The sequence below is a fragment of the Bradyrhizobium sp. LTSP849 genome (assembly GCF_000938255.1).
Classification (GTDB): Bacteria; Pseudomonadota; Alphaproteobacteria; order Rhizobiales; family Xanthobacteraceae; genus Bradyrhizobium.
Genome location: NZ_JYMR01000011.1, coordinates 74,817 through 88,492 on the forward strand (window position 1 = coordinate 74,817; position 13,676 = coordinate 88,492).

14 protein-coding genes are annotated in these 13,676 nt (G+C 64.6%); 5 read left to right on the forward strand and 9 right to left on the reverse strand.

What is annotated here, in order from left to right; genetic code table 11:
- Positions 1-156 precede the first annotated feature (156 nt).
- A complete protein-coding gene (locus tag UB31_RS09055) occupies positions 157-450 on the reverse strand; it encodes an antibiotic biosynthesis monooxygenase (RefSeq protein ID WP_045005289.1) in 294 nt (97 codons plus the stop codon).
- 228 nt (positions 451-678) lie between these two features.
- Between UB31_RS09055 and UB31_RS09060 the strand changes: the two genes are divergently transcribed.
- Both UB31_RS09060 and UB31_RS09065 read left to right on the forward strand, forming a co-directional pair.
- The gene (locus UB31_RS09060) at positions 679-1,491 is read left to right on the forward strand and encodes a hypothetical protein (RefSeq protein WP_045005290.1); all 813 of its coding nucleotides are present in this window, start codon (positions 679-681) and stop codon (positions 1,489-1,491) included.
- A 175-nt stretch (positions 1,492-1,666) separates the two neighbouring features.
- A complete protein-coding gene (locus tag UB31_RS09065; RefSeq protein WP_045010614.1) occupies positions 1,667-2,020 on the forward strand; it encodes a hypothetical protein in 354 nt (117 codons plus the stop codon).
- Positions 2,021-2,075: 55 nt separating this feature from the next.
- Here the strand turns inward: UB31_RS09065 and UB31_RS09070 are convergent, their stop codons facing one another.
- The 3 genes from UB31_RS09070 to htpX form a co-directional block, all read right to left on the reverse strand.
- Positions 2,076-2,717: a tetratricopeptide repeat protein gene (locus tag UB31_RS09070; RefSeq protein ID WP_156175256.1), complete on the reverse strand. Its 642-nt coding sequence runs from the start codon at positions 2,715-2,717 to the stop codon at positions 2,076-2,078.
- A gap of 166 nt (positions 2,718-2,883) precedes the next feature.
- Complete coding sequence (locus tag UB31_RS41295; RefSeq protein WP_156175257.1) at positions 2,884-3,063, reverse strand: hypothetical protein; 180 nt, start codon at positions 3,061-3,063, stop codon at positions 2,884-2,886.
- Positions 3,064-3,322: 259 nt separating this feature from the next.
- Positions 3,323-4,279: a zinc metalloprotease HtpX gene (htpX, locus tag UB31_RS09075; RefSeq protein ID WP_045010645.1), complete on the reverse strand. Its 957-nt coding sequence runs from the start codon at positions 4,277-4,279 to the stop codon at positions 3,323-3,325.
- Between the two features lie 183 nt (positions 4,280-4,462).
- Here htpX and UB31_RS09080 point away from each other — a divergent pair, with 183 nt between their 5' ends.
- The 3 genes from UB31_RS09080 to UB31_RS09090 all read left to right on the forward strand — a co-directional run bounded on the left by UB31_RS09080 (position 4,463) and on the right by UB31_RS09090 (position 7,644).
- Positions 4,463-5,764 (forward strand): lytic murein transglycosylase, encoded by a 1,302-nt coding sequence (locus UB31_RS09080; protein ID WP_045010615.1) that lies wholly within the window; start codon positions 4,463-4,465, stop codon positions 5,762-5,764.
- A 108-nt stretch (positions 5,765-5,872) separates the two neighbouring features.
- Positions 5,873-6,376, forward strand: coding sequence for a DUF1993 domain-containing protein (locus tag UB31_RS09085; protein ID WP_045005296.1), 504 nt, complete (start codon positions 5,873-5,875; stop codon positions 6,374-6,376).
- 173 nt (positions 6,377-6,549) lie between these two features.
- Entirely contained in the window at positions 6,550-7,644 is a 1,095-nt protein-coding gene (locus UB31_RS09090; protein WP_045010616.1) for an alkene reductase, read from the forward strand.
- A gap of 207 nt (positions 7,645-7,851) precedes the next feature.
- On the opposite strand, the gene UB31_RS09095 is transcribed toward UB31_RS09090, so the two are convergent.
- From UB31_RS09095 to UB31_RS09115, 5 genes are read right to left on the reverse strand one after another with little or no spacing between them, the layout of a single operon-like run.
- Positions 7,852-8,718, reverse strand: coding sequence for an IclR family transcriptional regulator (locus tag UB31_RS09095; protein ID WP_082078453.1), 867 nt, complete (start codon positions 8,716-8,718; stop codon positions 7,852-7,854).
- A 12-nt stretch (positions 8,719-8,730) separates the two neighbouring features.
- Positions 8,731-9,636 (reverse strand): 4-hydroxy-tetrahydrodipicolinate synthase, encoded by a 906-nt coding sequence (gene dapA, locus UB31_RS09100; RefSeq protein WP_045010617.1) that lies wholly within the window; start codon positions 9,634-9,636, stop codon positions 8,731-8,733.
- Between the two features lie 31 nt (positions 9,637-9,667).
- Positions 9,668-11,434, reverse strand: a complete 1,767-nt coding sequence (locus tag UB31_RS09105; protein WP_245305966.1) for an ABC transporter permease subunit — start codon at positions 11,432-11,434, stop codon at positions 9,668-9,670.
- Between the two features lie 2 nt (positions 11,435-11,436).
- Positions 11,437-12,546 carry an ABC transporter ATP-binding protein gene (locus tag UB31_RS09110; protein ID WP_045010648.1) on the reverse strand — a complete coding sequence of 370 codons (1,110 nt, stop codon included), beginning with the start codon at positions 12,544-12,546 and terminating at the stop codon, positions 11,437-11,439.
- Positions 12,547-12,584: 38 nt separating this feature from the next.
- The gene (locus UB31_RS09115; RefSeq protein ID WP_045007918.1) at positions 12,585-13,670 is read right to left on the reverse strand and encodes an ABC transporter substrate-binding protein; all 1,086 of its coding nucleotides are present in this window, start codon (positions 13,668-13,670) and stop codon (positions 12,585-12,587) included.
- Positions 13,671-13,676: the final 6 nt, after the last annotated feature.

The following is a 13,676-nucleotide window of genomic DNA, read 5'->3' on the forward strand; positions in this document are numbered from 1 at the left end:
TCGTCCCGGCGAAGGCCGGGACCCATAACCACAGGGAGCAGTTTAGCGAAGACTGGCAGTTGATCCCTCGCGGTACGAATACCGCGCATCATGGATGGATCACGCGGTATGGGTCCCGGCCTTCGCCGGGACGACAGGAGAGAGCTCCCACTTAACTCACGCCAGCGTATGCACGATCACAGGCCCCGCCGCCGCACTTGCATGCCCTGCCAGCAGCGAACCGAGATCCTTTTCGATCCAGGCAATCGCGCGCCGGTTCGCCTCCTCCGCCTGTTCGAACTTGTCGAAGATCGAGATCGCGGTCACCGTGTCGTCGCCGGCATAGACCACGTAATAGGCCCTGAAACCGTCGACGTCGCTGATGATTGGAACGGCGCCGTCCTTGATGCGGCGCGCAAGCTCTTCGGCGCTCCCGCTTTTCGCCTTGGCCTGACGGATGGCGGCATACATGGCTTCCTCCTCCGGCTATTGCTGTGGGGCATGGTGCCTCGCTTCGATCCTACGCCGAAGCGCGGACCCGGGATACCCTGCTTGGTTAACCCTGCCCTAATCCGCCTCGGCGATCTGCAACGAACGATTAAGCACGCCTCAACATCGGCGCCTTAGTCTCGCCCCACTCACTTTTCGCAAAGAACGGCGGCCTATCCTGTCGGGCGAAGTGACATCAGGGGGTTCATCATGCGCGTTGCATTGCTGCTGACCGCGACCATTGTCGGCACGCTGTTCGCCAATCCATCCAATGCCGGCTCGCTCGACGTCGCGTCCGCCGATGCCGCGAAGTCGCTGCCGCCCGGCTTCCAGAGCTACCGCGGCTACATGTTCGACGTGTCGGAGAATTCCGATCGCAAGGACGTCGACAAGCTCACCGAGAATCTGAAGCAGCAGATCGACGTCGTCGAAGGCGCCGGGTTCTCCCCGCGCGTGCTGCGCTTCTTCCGAACCGTTCCGATCGTCGCGAGCGAGCTGGCCTGCCTCGACGAAGGCGCTGCGACCGCGTGCTACGGCCGGGTCACGCCGGACACCCCGCGCACCACGCCCCGGACGCTGACGGTATGGGACCACGACAAGCAGCGCTGGACCAATCCGAATGCCGTCGACCTCGCGGTCGATTCGGGCCTTGGCGTCATCATGATCCGTCCGGACATGATGCGTTACGAAAAGGAGGCCGTGCTGCTCCACGAAATGCTGCACGCCTATCACGCGCGGCTCTTGCCGGACGGCTACGCCAACAAGGGCGTGATCGGCTATTACGCCTACGCCAAGTCCAAGGATTTCCTGCCCAAGGAAGCCTATGCGCTGAAGAATCACGTGGAATTCTTTGCCGTGACCGCCAGTATCTTCCTGGCCGGCAAGAGTGAATTCCACGATCCCAAGACGCGCGAAGCGCTCAAGGAGAAGATGCCGGACTATTACAAATATCTGGTCGGCGTGTTCGGCTTCGACCCCGATCCGGCGGCTGCCTCGGGTGGTCCGGTCGCCTCGCTGAAGTGAGGCAGAGATAGCGCACCTCGCGCCAAACCAAGCCAAAAGCCGCGCGAGATGCGCGGCTTTTTTCGTTTTGTAAACCGGAAGATGCGGATGACGCCCGGGCGGGAATTGCCAAGGTGGGGCCTGATCTGCATAGTCCCGCCCGCATCGATACCTGTTTCGAAGAGGATAGAAGAACATGGCGGACGCCGACCTGGATGTCGTGATCCGGCAACTGGCCAGACAGCAGCATACGGGCCTGATGACCCGCGCCAAGGAGCGGCGGGATCGCTTCAACGGCCTCGCGGCCAAGGCCAAGAGCAAGGAGACCGGCGACCGCTTCAAGATGATGGCCAAGGCCACCATGGAGCAGGCCACCGCCGCGGCCCGTCGCCTCCAGATGTCAGCAGACAACGTCGCCGACAGCTACGCCCGCGCGATGCGAGTAGCGGCCAGCACACCTGTCGTGGTGAAGGCGGAGAAGAAGCCGGCGAAGGAGAAGCCGGTGAAGAAGGCCGCGAAATCGAAGAAGAAAGCCAAGAAGGCGAAGTAGTTGCGACCGCGCGCTTCATCTCGCCCCACTTGCGGGGAGAGGGAGAAGACTCTTCCTATCGCCGCGGTGTAGAGACCTGGGTCGGCCCGGCGCGGGTGAGCTCGGCAAGCTTGGTGCGTGCGGCGTCATGCGTCCGGCCATCCTTGCCGGGCGGCAGCGCAAGTGCGGCTTCGAAATCGGCGCGGGCATCGTCGGCCTGACCGCGAGCGAGGAACGCCATGCCGCGGTCGAAGCGGGCCTGAGCGTCCGACGGGTCGAGACGGACGGCGGTGCTGTAGCTCAAAATGGCGCGGTCAAGATCGCCCTTGGCGGCGAGCGCAAGGCCGCGCTCGTGATAGGGCGCGGCGAGCTTGGGATCGAGCGCGATCGCGTCATCAAAATCGGCAATCGCAAGCTCCACCTCGCCGTTCTGCCGGTAGGCCAGCGCGCGATCACGATAGAACGAGGCGCGGTTGGGATTGAGGTGGATGGCCTCGTTGAAATCGGCGATTGCCCGCCGGTGGTCGCCGTGACGCAGCGCGATCCGTCCGCGCCCCTCATAGGCAAAGGCGATCAGCGAGCCGCGGAACGGCGAGAAGCCGATCACGGCCGAGCAGATATCCGGCTCGTCCTCGTCACCGCAATTCACGACCGTATGCGTGGACAGGCCGATAAGCACGCCCAGGACGATCAACAATGGCACCGCAGCTTTGGTCATCTTCGACGGTGACCGGCGAGACGCCGGCCACGCATCCCCTTTCGAAGGAATACTCTCGATCAGGTGTTAACACCGGCCGGGCCTGCCCTGTGTGCGCCAGATCACAAAGGCGCACGATGTTGTGGCTGCGCAGGAGCAGCGTTCAGAACGCCTCCGCTTCGGAGAGCTAGGCCAGATTGAAGATCCAGAAGAAGCCCTTCCAGGCCATCAAGGCGAGCAAACAGCACCAGACGACCGTCACCACGGCGAGCGAGATCAGGAGAAGTGCGCCTTCCATTCGTTCTAAGAAGGCCTCACGCGGTGCAATATCGCGTTCGACCACCTGCTCCAACTGCAACGGTACCATGCGAACCTCCGGCAATTTGCATGAGCAAAGACTGCCACTCGGCAAGCATTCCAACCTGTTGCTCCCCCAGCCAAGGCGAGCAGGCACAGGTCTGGCCCAATGTGCGACAAAGCGCAATGGCCATTTCGGATAGTGCGCAGCAGCAATCCGCACCCTGACGATGATCGCGGCAGATGCCGGCAATGCGACGTTGAATCAGAGATTTCTCGCTTGAATTGCAACGTCGGAGAAATGCGTCCGCGCCGTGGCTCTCGCTAGCTCATCCCCAAGGACCACGTGAAGGACCACGTGAGGGATCGCGCGACGATGAGCGCCCCCACGGACCTTGCGGTGGATAGTTTTCATTGGCGCCGACCGACGGCGCGGCATTCGCGCCGAGCTCAGCCGCCAACTGCTGGAGCGCAGCGATGCGGTTCTGCGTCGAGGGATGAGTGGCGAAGAGACTATCCACGCCATGGCCCGACAGCGGATTGATGATGAACATGTGCGCGGTCGCCGGGTTTCGCTCGGCCTCGACATTCGGCACCTGATGCGCAGCACTCTCGATCTTGACCAGCGCCGACGCCAGCCACATCGGCTGGCCGGCAATGCGGGCGCCGAGATCGTCGGCGGCATATTCGCGGGTGCGGCTGATCGCCATCTGAACCAGCATGGCGCCGAGCGGCGCCAGGATCATCATCAGGATCGAGCCGACGATGCCGGGGCCGTTGTTGTTGCGGTTGCCGCTGAAGAACATGCCGAACTGCGCCAGCATGGAGATGGCACCCGCAATGGTCGCGGTGATCGTCATCAGCAGCGTGTCGTGGTGCTTGATGTGCGCAAGCTCATGCGCAATCACGCCGGCGAGCTCCTCGCGGCTGAGCTGACGCATCAGGCCGGTGGTGACGGCAACGGCGGCATTCTCCGGATTGCGGCCGGTCGCGAACGCGTTGGGCTGCGGCTCGTCCATCAGGAACACACGCGGCATCGGCAGGCCCGCGCGGCCTGCAAGCTCGGCGACGAGACCGACCAGCTCGGGCGCGCTCGCGCGGTCGACCTGATGGGCGCCGTACATCGACAGCACCATGCGGTCGGAGTTCCAGTAGATGAAGAGATTGGTCGCCGCGGCAACGACGAGCGCGATCATGGCGCCAGTCGCACCGCCGATCAGATAGCCCACCCCCATGAACAGGGCGGTGAGGCCTGCGAGCAGCATTGCGGTACGAAGATAGTTCATGGCCGTCTCCCGGGCCGGCCGTGGCGGCTTGAGGCGTTGCAGGCCGGCGCTTTTCAAGTAGGAATGACCCCGGCCCGGGTGCAAGGTTTCAAGGTGCGTCCCGGAGCCGCGGCACTGGTTTGAGTTCGATCATTCCATTAAACTTCGTCAAGAATCCAAGCGTCTCCCCCTTCCGGAAACCTCATGCTCCAGACCCGATTTGCGATCGCGGCCGCCGCTCTTCTCGCACTCTCAGCTTCCGCCTCCGCCCAATTCGCCCCACCGCCCGCAAAGCCCGCCGCTCCCAAGGCTACCGCGCCTTCGCCGCGCGCGGCCTCGTGCCACAATGGGGCGAACTTCGATCGCTTCCTGGCCGACGTGAAACAGCAGGCGGTTGCTGCGGGCGTGTCGCAACGCGCGCTTTCGGAAGCCGGGCCCTACCTCGTCTACGACCAGGGCATCGTCAACCGCGACCGCGGCCAGCGCGTATTCGGCCAGCTCTTCACCGAATTCGCCGGCCGCATGGCCGCGCCCTATCGCATGCAGAACGGCCAGCAGCACATTAAGCAACACGCGGCTGCGTTTGCGCGCGCCGAGAAAGAGTACGGCGTGCCGCCAGCGGTGATCGCCGCGTTCTGGGGACTGGAGAGCGATTTCGGCGCCAACATGGGCAATCTGCCGACGCTGAAATCGCTGGTGTCGCTGGCCTATGACTGCCGGCGCTCGGAGATGTTCGTGAACGAAACCGTCGCGGCGCTGAAGGTCATCGATCGCGGTGATCTCACGCCCGACGAGATGATCGGCTCGTGGGCCGGCGAGCTCGGACAGACGCAGTTCTTGCCGACGCATTACGTCAACTACGCCGTCGACTATGACGGCGACGGGCGGCGCGATCTGTTGCGCAGCGAGCCCGACGTGATCGGCTCGACCGCGAACTACATCGCCAACGGATTGAAGTGGCGGCGCGGCGAGCCGTGGCTGGAGGAGATCAAGGTGCCGCAGAACCTGCCGTGGGATCAGACCGATCTCACCGTGCAGCAGCCGCGCTCCAAATGGGCGCAGTTGGGTGTGACCTATCCCGACGGAAGACCGCTGCCGAACGACAATCTCGCGGCCTCCGTGCTACTGCCGATGGGACGGACCGGGCCGGCCTTCATGGCGTATCCGAATTTCGCGGCCTACACTGAGTGGAACAACTCGCTGATCTATTCGACCACCGCGGGCTATCTCGCCTCGCGCATCGCGGGCGCTGCGCCGATGCGAAGGCCGACGACGCCGGTCGTGCAACTGCCGTTCAACGAGCTCAAGCAATTGCAGCAACTTCTGGTCCAAGCCGGCTTCAATGTCGGCAAGGTTGACGGCGTGCTCGGCCAGCAGAGCCGCGCCGCCGTGAAGGCGATGCAGATCAAATACGGCCTTCCCGCCGATTCCTGGCCGACCGCCGAGCTGCTCGCCCGCATGCGCGGCGGCACGGCGCAGGCGCAGCCCGCGGGGACGATCCGGTAGAATTTTTGCACTGCACAGGCCGCTCCGGCGATTGTATTTTTCCATGACGCTCCCATGTGAGTGGCTCAGGTTTTCTCCTGAGATTTCCCTCATTCGAGCGAGCAACACATGTCCTTCCACGACGCCGTCGTCCCCGCGTATCTGCAACTGCTGAACAGCCTCATCGGCCTGCTCAACAAGGCTGAGGCGCATTGCGCGGCCAAAAAGATCGACCCGGCCGTCCTGCTCGGTTCTCGGCTGTTTCCGGACATGCTGCCGCTCTCGAAGCAGATCCAGCTCGCCAGCGATTTCGCCTCCAAGGGCTGTGCGCGCCTGACGCATAGCGAGGTGCCCTCGACGCCCGACACGGAAAAGACGTTTGAGGAGTTGAAGCAGCGGCTCGCCAAGACGATCGACTACGTCAAATCGTACAAGCCCGCGCAGTTCGAAGGCGCCGACACCAAGGACGTGACCTTCCCGGCGGGCCCGGACCGGACCATGACGCTCAAGGGCCAGCAGTTCTTCAGTGCGGTCTCGCTGCCGAACTTCTATTTCCACGCCGCGACCGCCCACGGCATTTTGCGTCACAATGGTGTCGAGATCGGCAAGCGCGATTTCCTCGGCGCGAACTGAGTTCGTGGGGTCGCGGCAGCGGAAATCCGCTGCCGCGACCCAAATTGCAGGCGAATTATGCCAGACGGGGCGCCACGCGCAGCTCGCCTGCACTTTCCGTATGGCTCCTCCCTTGCGCTGATTGCCGCGATGCACAAGTGTTCCGGACCTCTCACCGCCTGGAACCACTCCCAATGAGCCGTCCGACCAAATTGTTTGAGACCTACAAGCTCGGCCCGATCACGCTGGCCAACCGTTTCGTGATGGCGCCGCTGACGCGCAATCGCGCCGCGCCCGGCACCTTCGTGCCGAGCCCGCTCGCCGCCGACTATTACGGCCAGCGCGCGTCGGCGGGCCTCCTGATCACCGAAGCGAGCCAGGTCTCGCAGCAGGGCCAGGGCTACCAGGACACACCAGGCATCTATTCCAAGGACCAGGCCGCCGGCTGGCGCAAGGTCACCGATAAGGTGCATGAGCGCGGCGGCAAGATCTTCATCCAGCTCTGGCATGTCGGCCGCATCTCGCATGTCGACCTCCAGGCGAAGGGCGCCGCGCCGGTCGCGCCGAGCGCGATCCGCGCCAAAGGCAAGACCTTCGTCAACGGCACCTTCGCCGACGTCTCCGAGCCCCGCGCGCTCGAGCTTTCCGAAATTCCGGGCATCATCGACGACTTCAAGCGCGCCACGAAGAATGCGCTGGAGGCAGGCTTCGACGGCGTCGAGATCCACGGCGCCAACGGCTATCTGCTCGACCAGTTCGCCAAGGACGGCACCAACAAGCGCACAGACGCCTATGGCGGCGGTATCGAGAATCGCGCGCGCCTGATGCTGGAAGTCTCCAAGGCCGTCGTGGCTGAAGCCGGCGCCGACCGCACCGGCATCCGCATCTCGCCGGTGACGCCCGCCAACGACATCGCGGATTCCAATCCGCAAGCCTTGTTTGATTACATCGTCGACGGCCTCAGCGCGCTGAAGCTGGTCTATCTCCACGTCGTCGAAGGCGCCACCGGCGGCCCGCGCGACTTCGCGCCGTTCGACTATGCAGGCCTGCGCAAGCGCTTCAGTGGCACCTATATCGCCAACAACGGCTACGACTTCGAACTCGCGACCAAGGTGCTCGACGCCGGCGCGGCCGATTTGATCGCCTTTGGCAAGCCGTTCATCTCCAACCCCGACCTCGTCGAGCGGCTGAAGAAGGGCGCGGCCCTGAACGATTGGGACAAGAACACGTTCTACGGCGGCGGCGCGAAGGGATACACGGATTACCCGACGCTGGAAGCGGCGGAGTAAGAACTGTCCACACGACGGCTGTCATGCCCCGCGAAGGCGGGGCATCCAGTACGCTGCGGCCTCTCGATTCAATCACGACCGCCTCTGGAATACTGGATCGTCCGCTTTCGCGGACGATGACAGCGGAGAGGAACGCGGGCACGGCGCGCCACGCGAAAGGAAAAAAGGCCGGGATCGCTCCCGGCCTTTTTGCTGCCCGCAGCCGCCTCAGGCTGCGTAGCGGTTGAACTTCGACTTGGAGATCGAGGTTGCGGCGACGTGGACGTGCTGCGCCAGTTCAGCCTCGGCACGCTCCTTGGTCCAGCGCGTCGTCGGCACCGAAATGTTGATCGCGGCAACGGCACGGCCGTGCTCGTCGATGATGGGAGCCGCAACCGAAATGTCGCCCATCACGGTCTCGTTCATGATGACGGCATAGCCGCGCCGCGCGGCCACGCGAACGCGCTCCAGCAGCGCCTTCGGATCTGTCTCCGTAAAGGGCGTCAGCGGCGCGAGCGGCGTTCGCTTGAGAAGGTCGAGGCGCTCCTCCTCGGGCAGTGCCGACAGGATCGCGGTGCCCGACGCCGTGAAGAAGGTCGGCAGCCGGCTGCCGATCACGATGTCGATGTTGATGAGATGCGCGCCCGGAAAGCGCGCCACAAAGACGACCTCGTGGCCATCCAGTTCGTGCAAATTGGTCGTCTCGCCGAGATTGCGGCTGATCTCGAGCAAATAGGGCGAGGCGCGGTCGATCAGATCGTTGGCCTTGAGATAACTGTGCGAGAACTGAAGCACCTTTGAGGTGAGGCCATAGTTGCGCGTGCCCTCGATCCGCTTGAGATAGCCGAGCGTTTCGAGCGTGTAGACCAGGCGCTGGGTGGCGCTGCGGTCGAGATCGGCGGCGCGCGCGATGTCGGCGAGCGTCATGTAGCGCTGCGGGCCGTCGAAGGCATGCAGGACCTGGAACGCCTTCTCGGTCGAGCCGACGAACAGCGACGAGCGTGGCTCCGCGTTATTGTCCGCATTCTTCTCGACGGCCCTGGGCTTCCGCGCCTTCACTGCGCGGCCGCTGCCGTCGCGACTGCTACGCGCCATGCTGCCGTCCTCTCACCCGATGCCCTCCGAGATCGCCAGTTGCCGGCCGAGCTCGGCGCGGAGCGCCGCGACCAGCGCCGGTGCCGGCTGCACCAGCGGCGCCAGCATGCGCGGCGCCTCGACGCCGACGAGGTCCATCACCGCTTTCATCGGTCCCGGATTGGTTTCGGCGAACGCCATGTTCATCAGCGGGATCAGGCGGCGATGGAGGCTCAAGGCCTCCGCTGTCTTGCCAGCTGTGGTCGCCTCGAAGACCTGGCGCCAGGCGCGCGGCAACAAGCACGCGGTCACGATGATGCCGCCCTTCGCGCCCGCCGCGAGATGCAGCGGGAACAGGCTGTCCTCGCCGCTCAGCACCGCAAAGCTCTCGTCGACGCCGGCCACGACCTGGAGGAAATGGTACATGTCGAGATTGCAGGCCTTCATGCCGATGATGTTGGGATGCCCTGAGAGCTCATGCAGGATCTTGGGCTCGATCGCGATCCGGGTACGATAGGGAATCTCGTAGATCAGGATGGGCACGGGTGATGCATCGGCATAGCGCAGGAAATAGTCGCGGACGCCAGCCTGAGTCGGGTTGGTATAGTATGGCGTGAGAACCAGCAGGCCGTCCACGCCCTCGGCGGCGAATTCACGGCCGGCCTGGAGGGCATCGTGGAAACCGGTGTCCAGCACGCCGGCGATCACCGGGCCCTTGCCCGCCATCGCCTTCACCGACAAGCCGGCCATCTTGATGCGCTCGGCGCGTGCCAGCGCGCCATATTCGCCGGTACCGCCGAGCGGCACCACGCCGTCGATCCCCTGCTTGTTGAGCCAGGCAAACAGGGCCGAGACCGCGCCGGCATCGATGGTGTCGTCGGCCTTGACCGGGGTCGGGATGGCCGGGAACAGGCCGCGGAGGCGATTGGCAGTGAGCATGATGTGAACCTCTGGTTGGAATGCGGGACGGCTACCTCGCCGCAGCACGCCGGCGCAGGCGTTCGGCGACGAAGATCAGCAGCCCCATGAAAACGAACAGGCAGGTCGAGACGGCAGCGATCGCGGGCGAGACCTGAAGCGTCACCTCGTCCCAGAACTGCTTTGGCAGCGTCGCGTTCAGGCCGCCGGTCGCAAACAGCGCGATGGTGAGCTCGTCGAACGAGGTCGCGAAGGCGAACAGGAACGACGACATCATGCCCGCGCCGAGGATCGGGAAGGTGACGTAGCGCAGCGTCGCGATCGGGCGCGCGCCGAGGCTCTGCGCGGCGTGGTCGAGCCGCGTATCGTAACTGCGCAGCACGGCCATCATGGTCATGACCACGTAAGGCACCGCGACGACGGTGTGTCCGAGAATGAGGCCGAAGGCGCTGCCGACCAGGCCCATGCGCGCGAAGACGTAGAACAGGCCGACCGCGATGATCATGCGGGGCACCACGATCGGCGACAGGATGAAGGCCAGCCACGCCGCCTTACCGCGGATGTCGCTGCGTACTAGCAGGAACGCGGCCGGCGTGCCGATCAACATGGCGAGCAATCCCGTGCCGACCCCGACCAGGAGCGAGCGCAGCATGGCCTGGGTCCAGAGCGGCGAACTCAGCACGGTCTCATACCAATGCAGCGTAAAGCCCTGCGGCGGCCAGTTGAGGCCACCGGTGCCGAACGACAGCGGGATCATCAGGATAGTCGGCGCGCTGATGATGAGCAGCATGATCCAGACGAAGGCCTGCAAGCCCATGCCGGCTTGGTCGGGATTGCGGTCGCGACGGCGTGACGGCAGGAGCCGGAGAATCCGGTCGGAGATCGCACCGAGCAGCGTGAGGAGCGCGTCGCCCGCCTTCTGAAGGGGGCCCGACAGACGCGACGGCGTCGCGTTGCGCGGCGCCGCCGCGCCGGTCATGGTCGACAGGCCGAGCAGCCGGTCGTAGGCCGCAAAGACGATGAAGACCACGAACAGCAGCAGCACCGAGATCGCGCCGGCAAAGCCCCAGTTCATGGTCTGCTGGACCTGGTCGATGATGAGCTGCGTGATCATGGTCTCGCGGCGCCCGCCGAGCAGGGCCGGCACGATAAAGAAGCCGATCGCGGTGACGAACACCATAATGCCCGCCGCAGCGACGCCCGGCAGCGACAGCGGAAAATAGATTTTCCAGAACGCCATGCCCGGCCGCGCTCCGAGCGTGGCGGCCGCGCGCGGCAGGGTACGGTCGATGTTCTCCATCACCGCGAGCATCGTCAGCACGGCGAGCGGCAGCAACGCATTCACCATGCCGACGAGAACGCTGCCGAAATTGTAGAGCAGGCTCGCGGGGCTGGAGATGATGCCGAGCGAGATCAGGAGCTTGTTGATGACGCCGTTGCGCCCGAGCAGCACGATCCATGCGAAGGCGCGGACCAGGAAGCTGGTCCAGAACGACAGCAGCACCCAGAACAGGAGCGTCGTCTTGCGCTTCTTGTCGACGACCGAGATCAGATAGGCGATCGGATAACCTGTGACGACGCAGATCAGCGTGGTGACCAGCGAGATCTTCAGGGTGATCAGGAGAACGTCGAGATAGACCGATGAGGCGAACAGCTGGCGGTATTGCGCCAGCGTGAAGCCGCTCTCGCCGTAGACGCTGAGCAGCAGCAACTGGCCGACGGGATAGACCAGGAACAGCACGAGCAGCAGGACCAGCGGCGCGCCCATCGCCGCCCGCGTCCAGGCCAGATTCCGCTGTATCGCGCGCGGGGCGGCCAAGCTCAGATCCCCTTCCCGTCACTGATCGCGACGGCGTCGGTCGCATGCCATCCGAGCGACAGAAGCTGCCCTATCTCGTAGGGCGCCGCGCCGCTGCGGGTCGGATGCGCAGCGACGAGTTGCGGCATGCCCGCCGTCTCGGGCGCGATGTAGAGCCGCGTCAGGCTACCGCTGATCATCACGTCCAAAAGCCGGCCCGAGAGCCGACCGGCGAGCTGGTCTCCGCCGCCGGCGTCGCCGACCACGAGATTCTGGGGACGCACCATGACCTTGATCGGCTCGCCCGCGGCGAAAATGCTGCCATTGCCGACCGCGCGCGACGGCGCGGCCTGTGCAGCCAGGACGACATCGAGCCCGTCACTATCGACGCCACGCACGGTGGCGCTGAGCAGATTGGATTCTCCGAGGAAGTCGGCGACGAACACCGAGCGCGGACGGAAGTAAAGATCTTGCGGCGTGCCGATCTGCTCGATCGCGCCCGCATTCATCAGGCAGATGCGATCCGACATAGTCATCGCCTCTTCCTGATCGTGGGTCACGTAGACGATCGTGGTGCCGAGCTCGCGATGGATGCGCTTGATCTCGAGCTGCATCTGGTCGCGCAGCTTCTTGTCGAGCGCGCCGAGCGGCTCGTCCATCAGGATGATCGCGGGCCGATAGACGATGCAGCGCGCCAGCGCGATACGTTGCTGCTGGCCGCCGGACAGCTCGCGCGGATAGCGTTTTGCAACGTGCGGCAGCCGCACCGTCTCCAGCGCCTCTGCCGTGCGCCGGCGCGCCTCGGTGTCGGCCACCTTCCGCATCTTCAGCGGAAACGCGATGTTGTCCTCGATCGTCATGTGAGGAAACAGCGCGTAGTTCTGGAACACGACGCCGATATCGCGGTCATAGGCCGGGCTGTGCGTGACGTCGGCATCGTCGATCAGGATCCGCCCCTCGTCGGGATGGGCGAGGCCTGCGATCAGGCTGAGCAGCGTCGTCTTGCCAGATCCCGACGGGCCGAGCAAAGTGAGGAATTCGCCCCTGGCGACGTCGAGGCTGGTCGGCGCCAGCGCGACGAAGTCGCCATAGCGCTTGCACAGCTCGTGAATGCGCAAGCTCGACGAGACCATGGGGCGCTCCGATCGCTTCGCGCTTCCCTTGACGCCGGTCAAGCCAGGATCCAGCTGTTGAAGCGCTCGATGACGGCGGCCTGGTTGTCGTACCAGAATTTCGGATCGATCTTCAGCCCGGCCTTGATGTTGTCGGGATAGGTCGGGCAGTTCTTGGCGACCTCCGGCTTGATGTAGTTGAAGGCCTCCGGCTGGGTGAGGCCAGCCGGGAAATATTCCACGAGGGCTGCCTGTCGCTTCGGATCGGAGGCGAACTTGATGAACTCGCGGCAGGCATCCGCATTCGGCGTGCCGGCGAGGATCGACCAATTGTCGGCGCCCCAGACCCCCTGGTTCCAGATAATCTCGACAGGCGCACCGGCCGCCTGCGCCGACTGCGCACGCGACACCCAGGTCGGCAGCATGTCGATCTCGCCCGAGGTCAGCATCTGTTCGACCTGCGCACCGCTGGTCCACCACACGGCGACCGACGATTTGATCTTGTCGAGCGAGGCGAAGGCCTTGTCGAGATCGCAAGGGTAGACCTGCGCGGTCGGCGCGCCCGCTCCCATCAGCGCTTCCTCGATCGTGTCGAACGGATGCTTGCGCACCGAGCGGCGGCCGGGGAAGTCCGCCACGTTCCAGAAATCGGCCCAGGATTGCGGCGCCTTGCGGCCCTTGAAGGCGTCGGTGCGATAGGCGAGCACCGTGCTGTAGACGTTGGTCGCGACGCCGTAGGGCGATTCGTATTCGGCCGGAAGCGTCTTGATCACCGGCTCGGATTCGAGGCCGTGCTTCTCGAGATATTGCTTGGCGCCGGTGGTCAGGATCTGGATCGCGGGCCAGGAGATCTTGGCCATGTCCCAGGTGTAGTTCTTGGTATCGACCATGGTCTTGATCTGCGCGACCGGCTCGGCATTAGCCTGCACCCCGACCACCTCGATGCCGGTCGCTTCGGTGAACGGACGGTAGAACACCGCGCCATAGGCCTTGGTGTAGATGCCGCCATCGTCGCGCACGACGATGCGTTTTCCGGCGGCGCGGGACGGCGACCAGACCGAAGGCGCAGCGAGCGCGACGGCGCCGGCTCCTGCACCGAGCAGCAGGCGGCGTCGGGAAGTGATGATCTTGGGAGCGTTGGTCATGTCAGT

Excerpts from the sequence above, each read along its gene's own strand:
- UB31_RS09055 (WP_045005289.1), bottom strand. The coding sequence starts at position 450 with ATGTATGCCGCCATCCGTCAGGCCAAGGCGAAAAGCGGGAGCGCCGAA.
- UB31_RS09060 (WP_045005290.1), top strand. The coding sequence starts at position 679 with ATGCGCGTTGCATTGCTGCTGACCGCGACCATTGTCGGCACGCTGTTC.
- UB31_RS09065 (WP_045010614.1), top strand. The coding sequence starts at position 1,667 with ATGGCGGACGCCGACCTGGATGTCGTGATCCGGCAACTGGCCAGACAG.
- UB31_RS09070 (WP_156175256.1), bottom strand. The coding sequence starts at position 2,717 with ATGACCAAAGCTGCGGTGCCATTGTTGATCGTCCTGGGCGTGCTTATC.
- UB31_RS41295 (WP_156175257.1), bottom strand. The coding sequence starts at position 3,063 with ATGGTACCGTTGCAGTTGGAGCAGGTGGTCGAACGCGATATTGCACCG.
- htpX (WP_045010645.1), bottom strand. The coding sequence starts at position 4,279 with ATGAACTATCTTCGTACCGCAATGCTGCTCGCAGGCCTCACCGCCCTG.
- UB31_RS09080 (WP_045010615.1), top strand. The coding sequence starts at position 4,463 with ATGCTCCAGACCCGATTTGCGATCGCGGCCGCCGCTCTTCTCGCACTC.
- UB31_RS09085 (WP_045005296.1), top strand. The coding sequence starts at position 5,873 with ATGTCCTTCCACGACGCCGTCGTCCCCGCGTATCTGCAACTGCTGAAC.
- UB31_RS09090 (WP_045010616.1), top strand. The coding sequence starts at position 6,550 with ATGAGCCGTCCGACCAAATTGTTTGAGACCTACAAGCTCGGCCCGATC.
- UB31_RS09095 (WP_082078453.1), bottom strand. The coding sequence starts at position 8,718 with ATGGCGCGTAGCAGTCGCGACGGCAGCGGCCGCGCAGTGAAGGCGCGG.
- dapA (WP_045010617.1), bottom strand. The coding sequence starts at position 9,636 with ATGCTCACTGCCAATCGCCTCCGCGGCCTGTTCCCGGCCATCCCGACC.
- UB31_RS09110 (WP_045010648.1), bottom strand. The coding sequence starts at position 12,546 with ATGGTCTCGTCGAGCTTGCGCATTCACGAGCTGTGCAAGCGCTATGGC.
- UB31_RS09115 (WP_045007918.1), bottom strand. The coding sequence starts at position 13,670 with ATGACCAACGCTCCCAAGATCATCACTTCCCGACGCCGCCTGCTGCTC.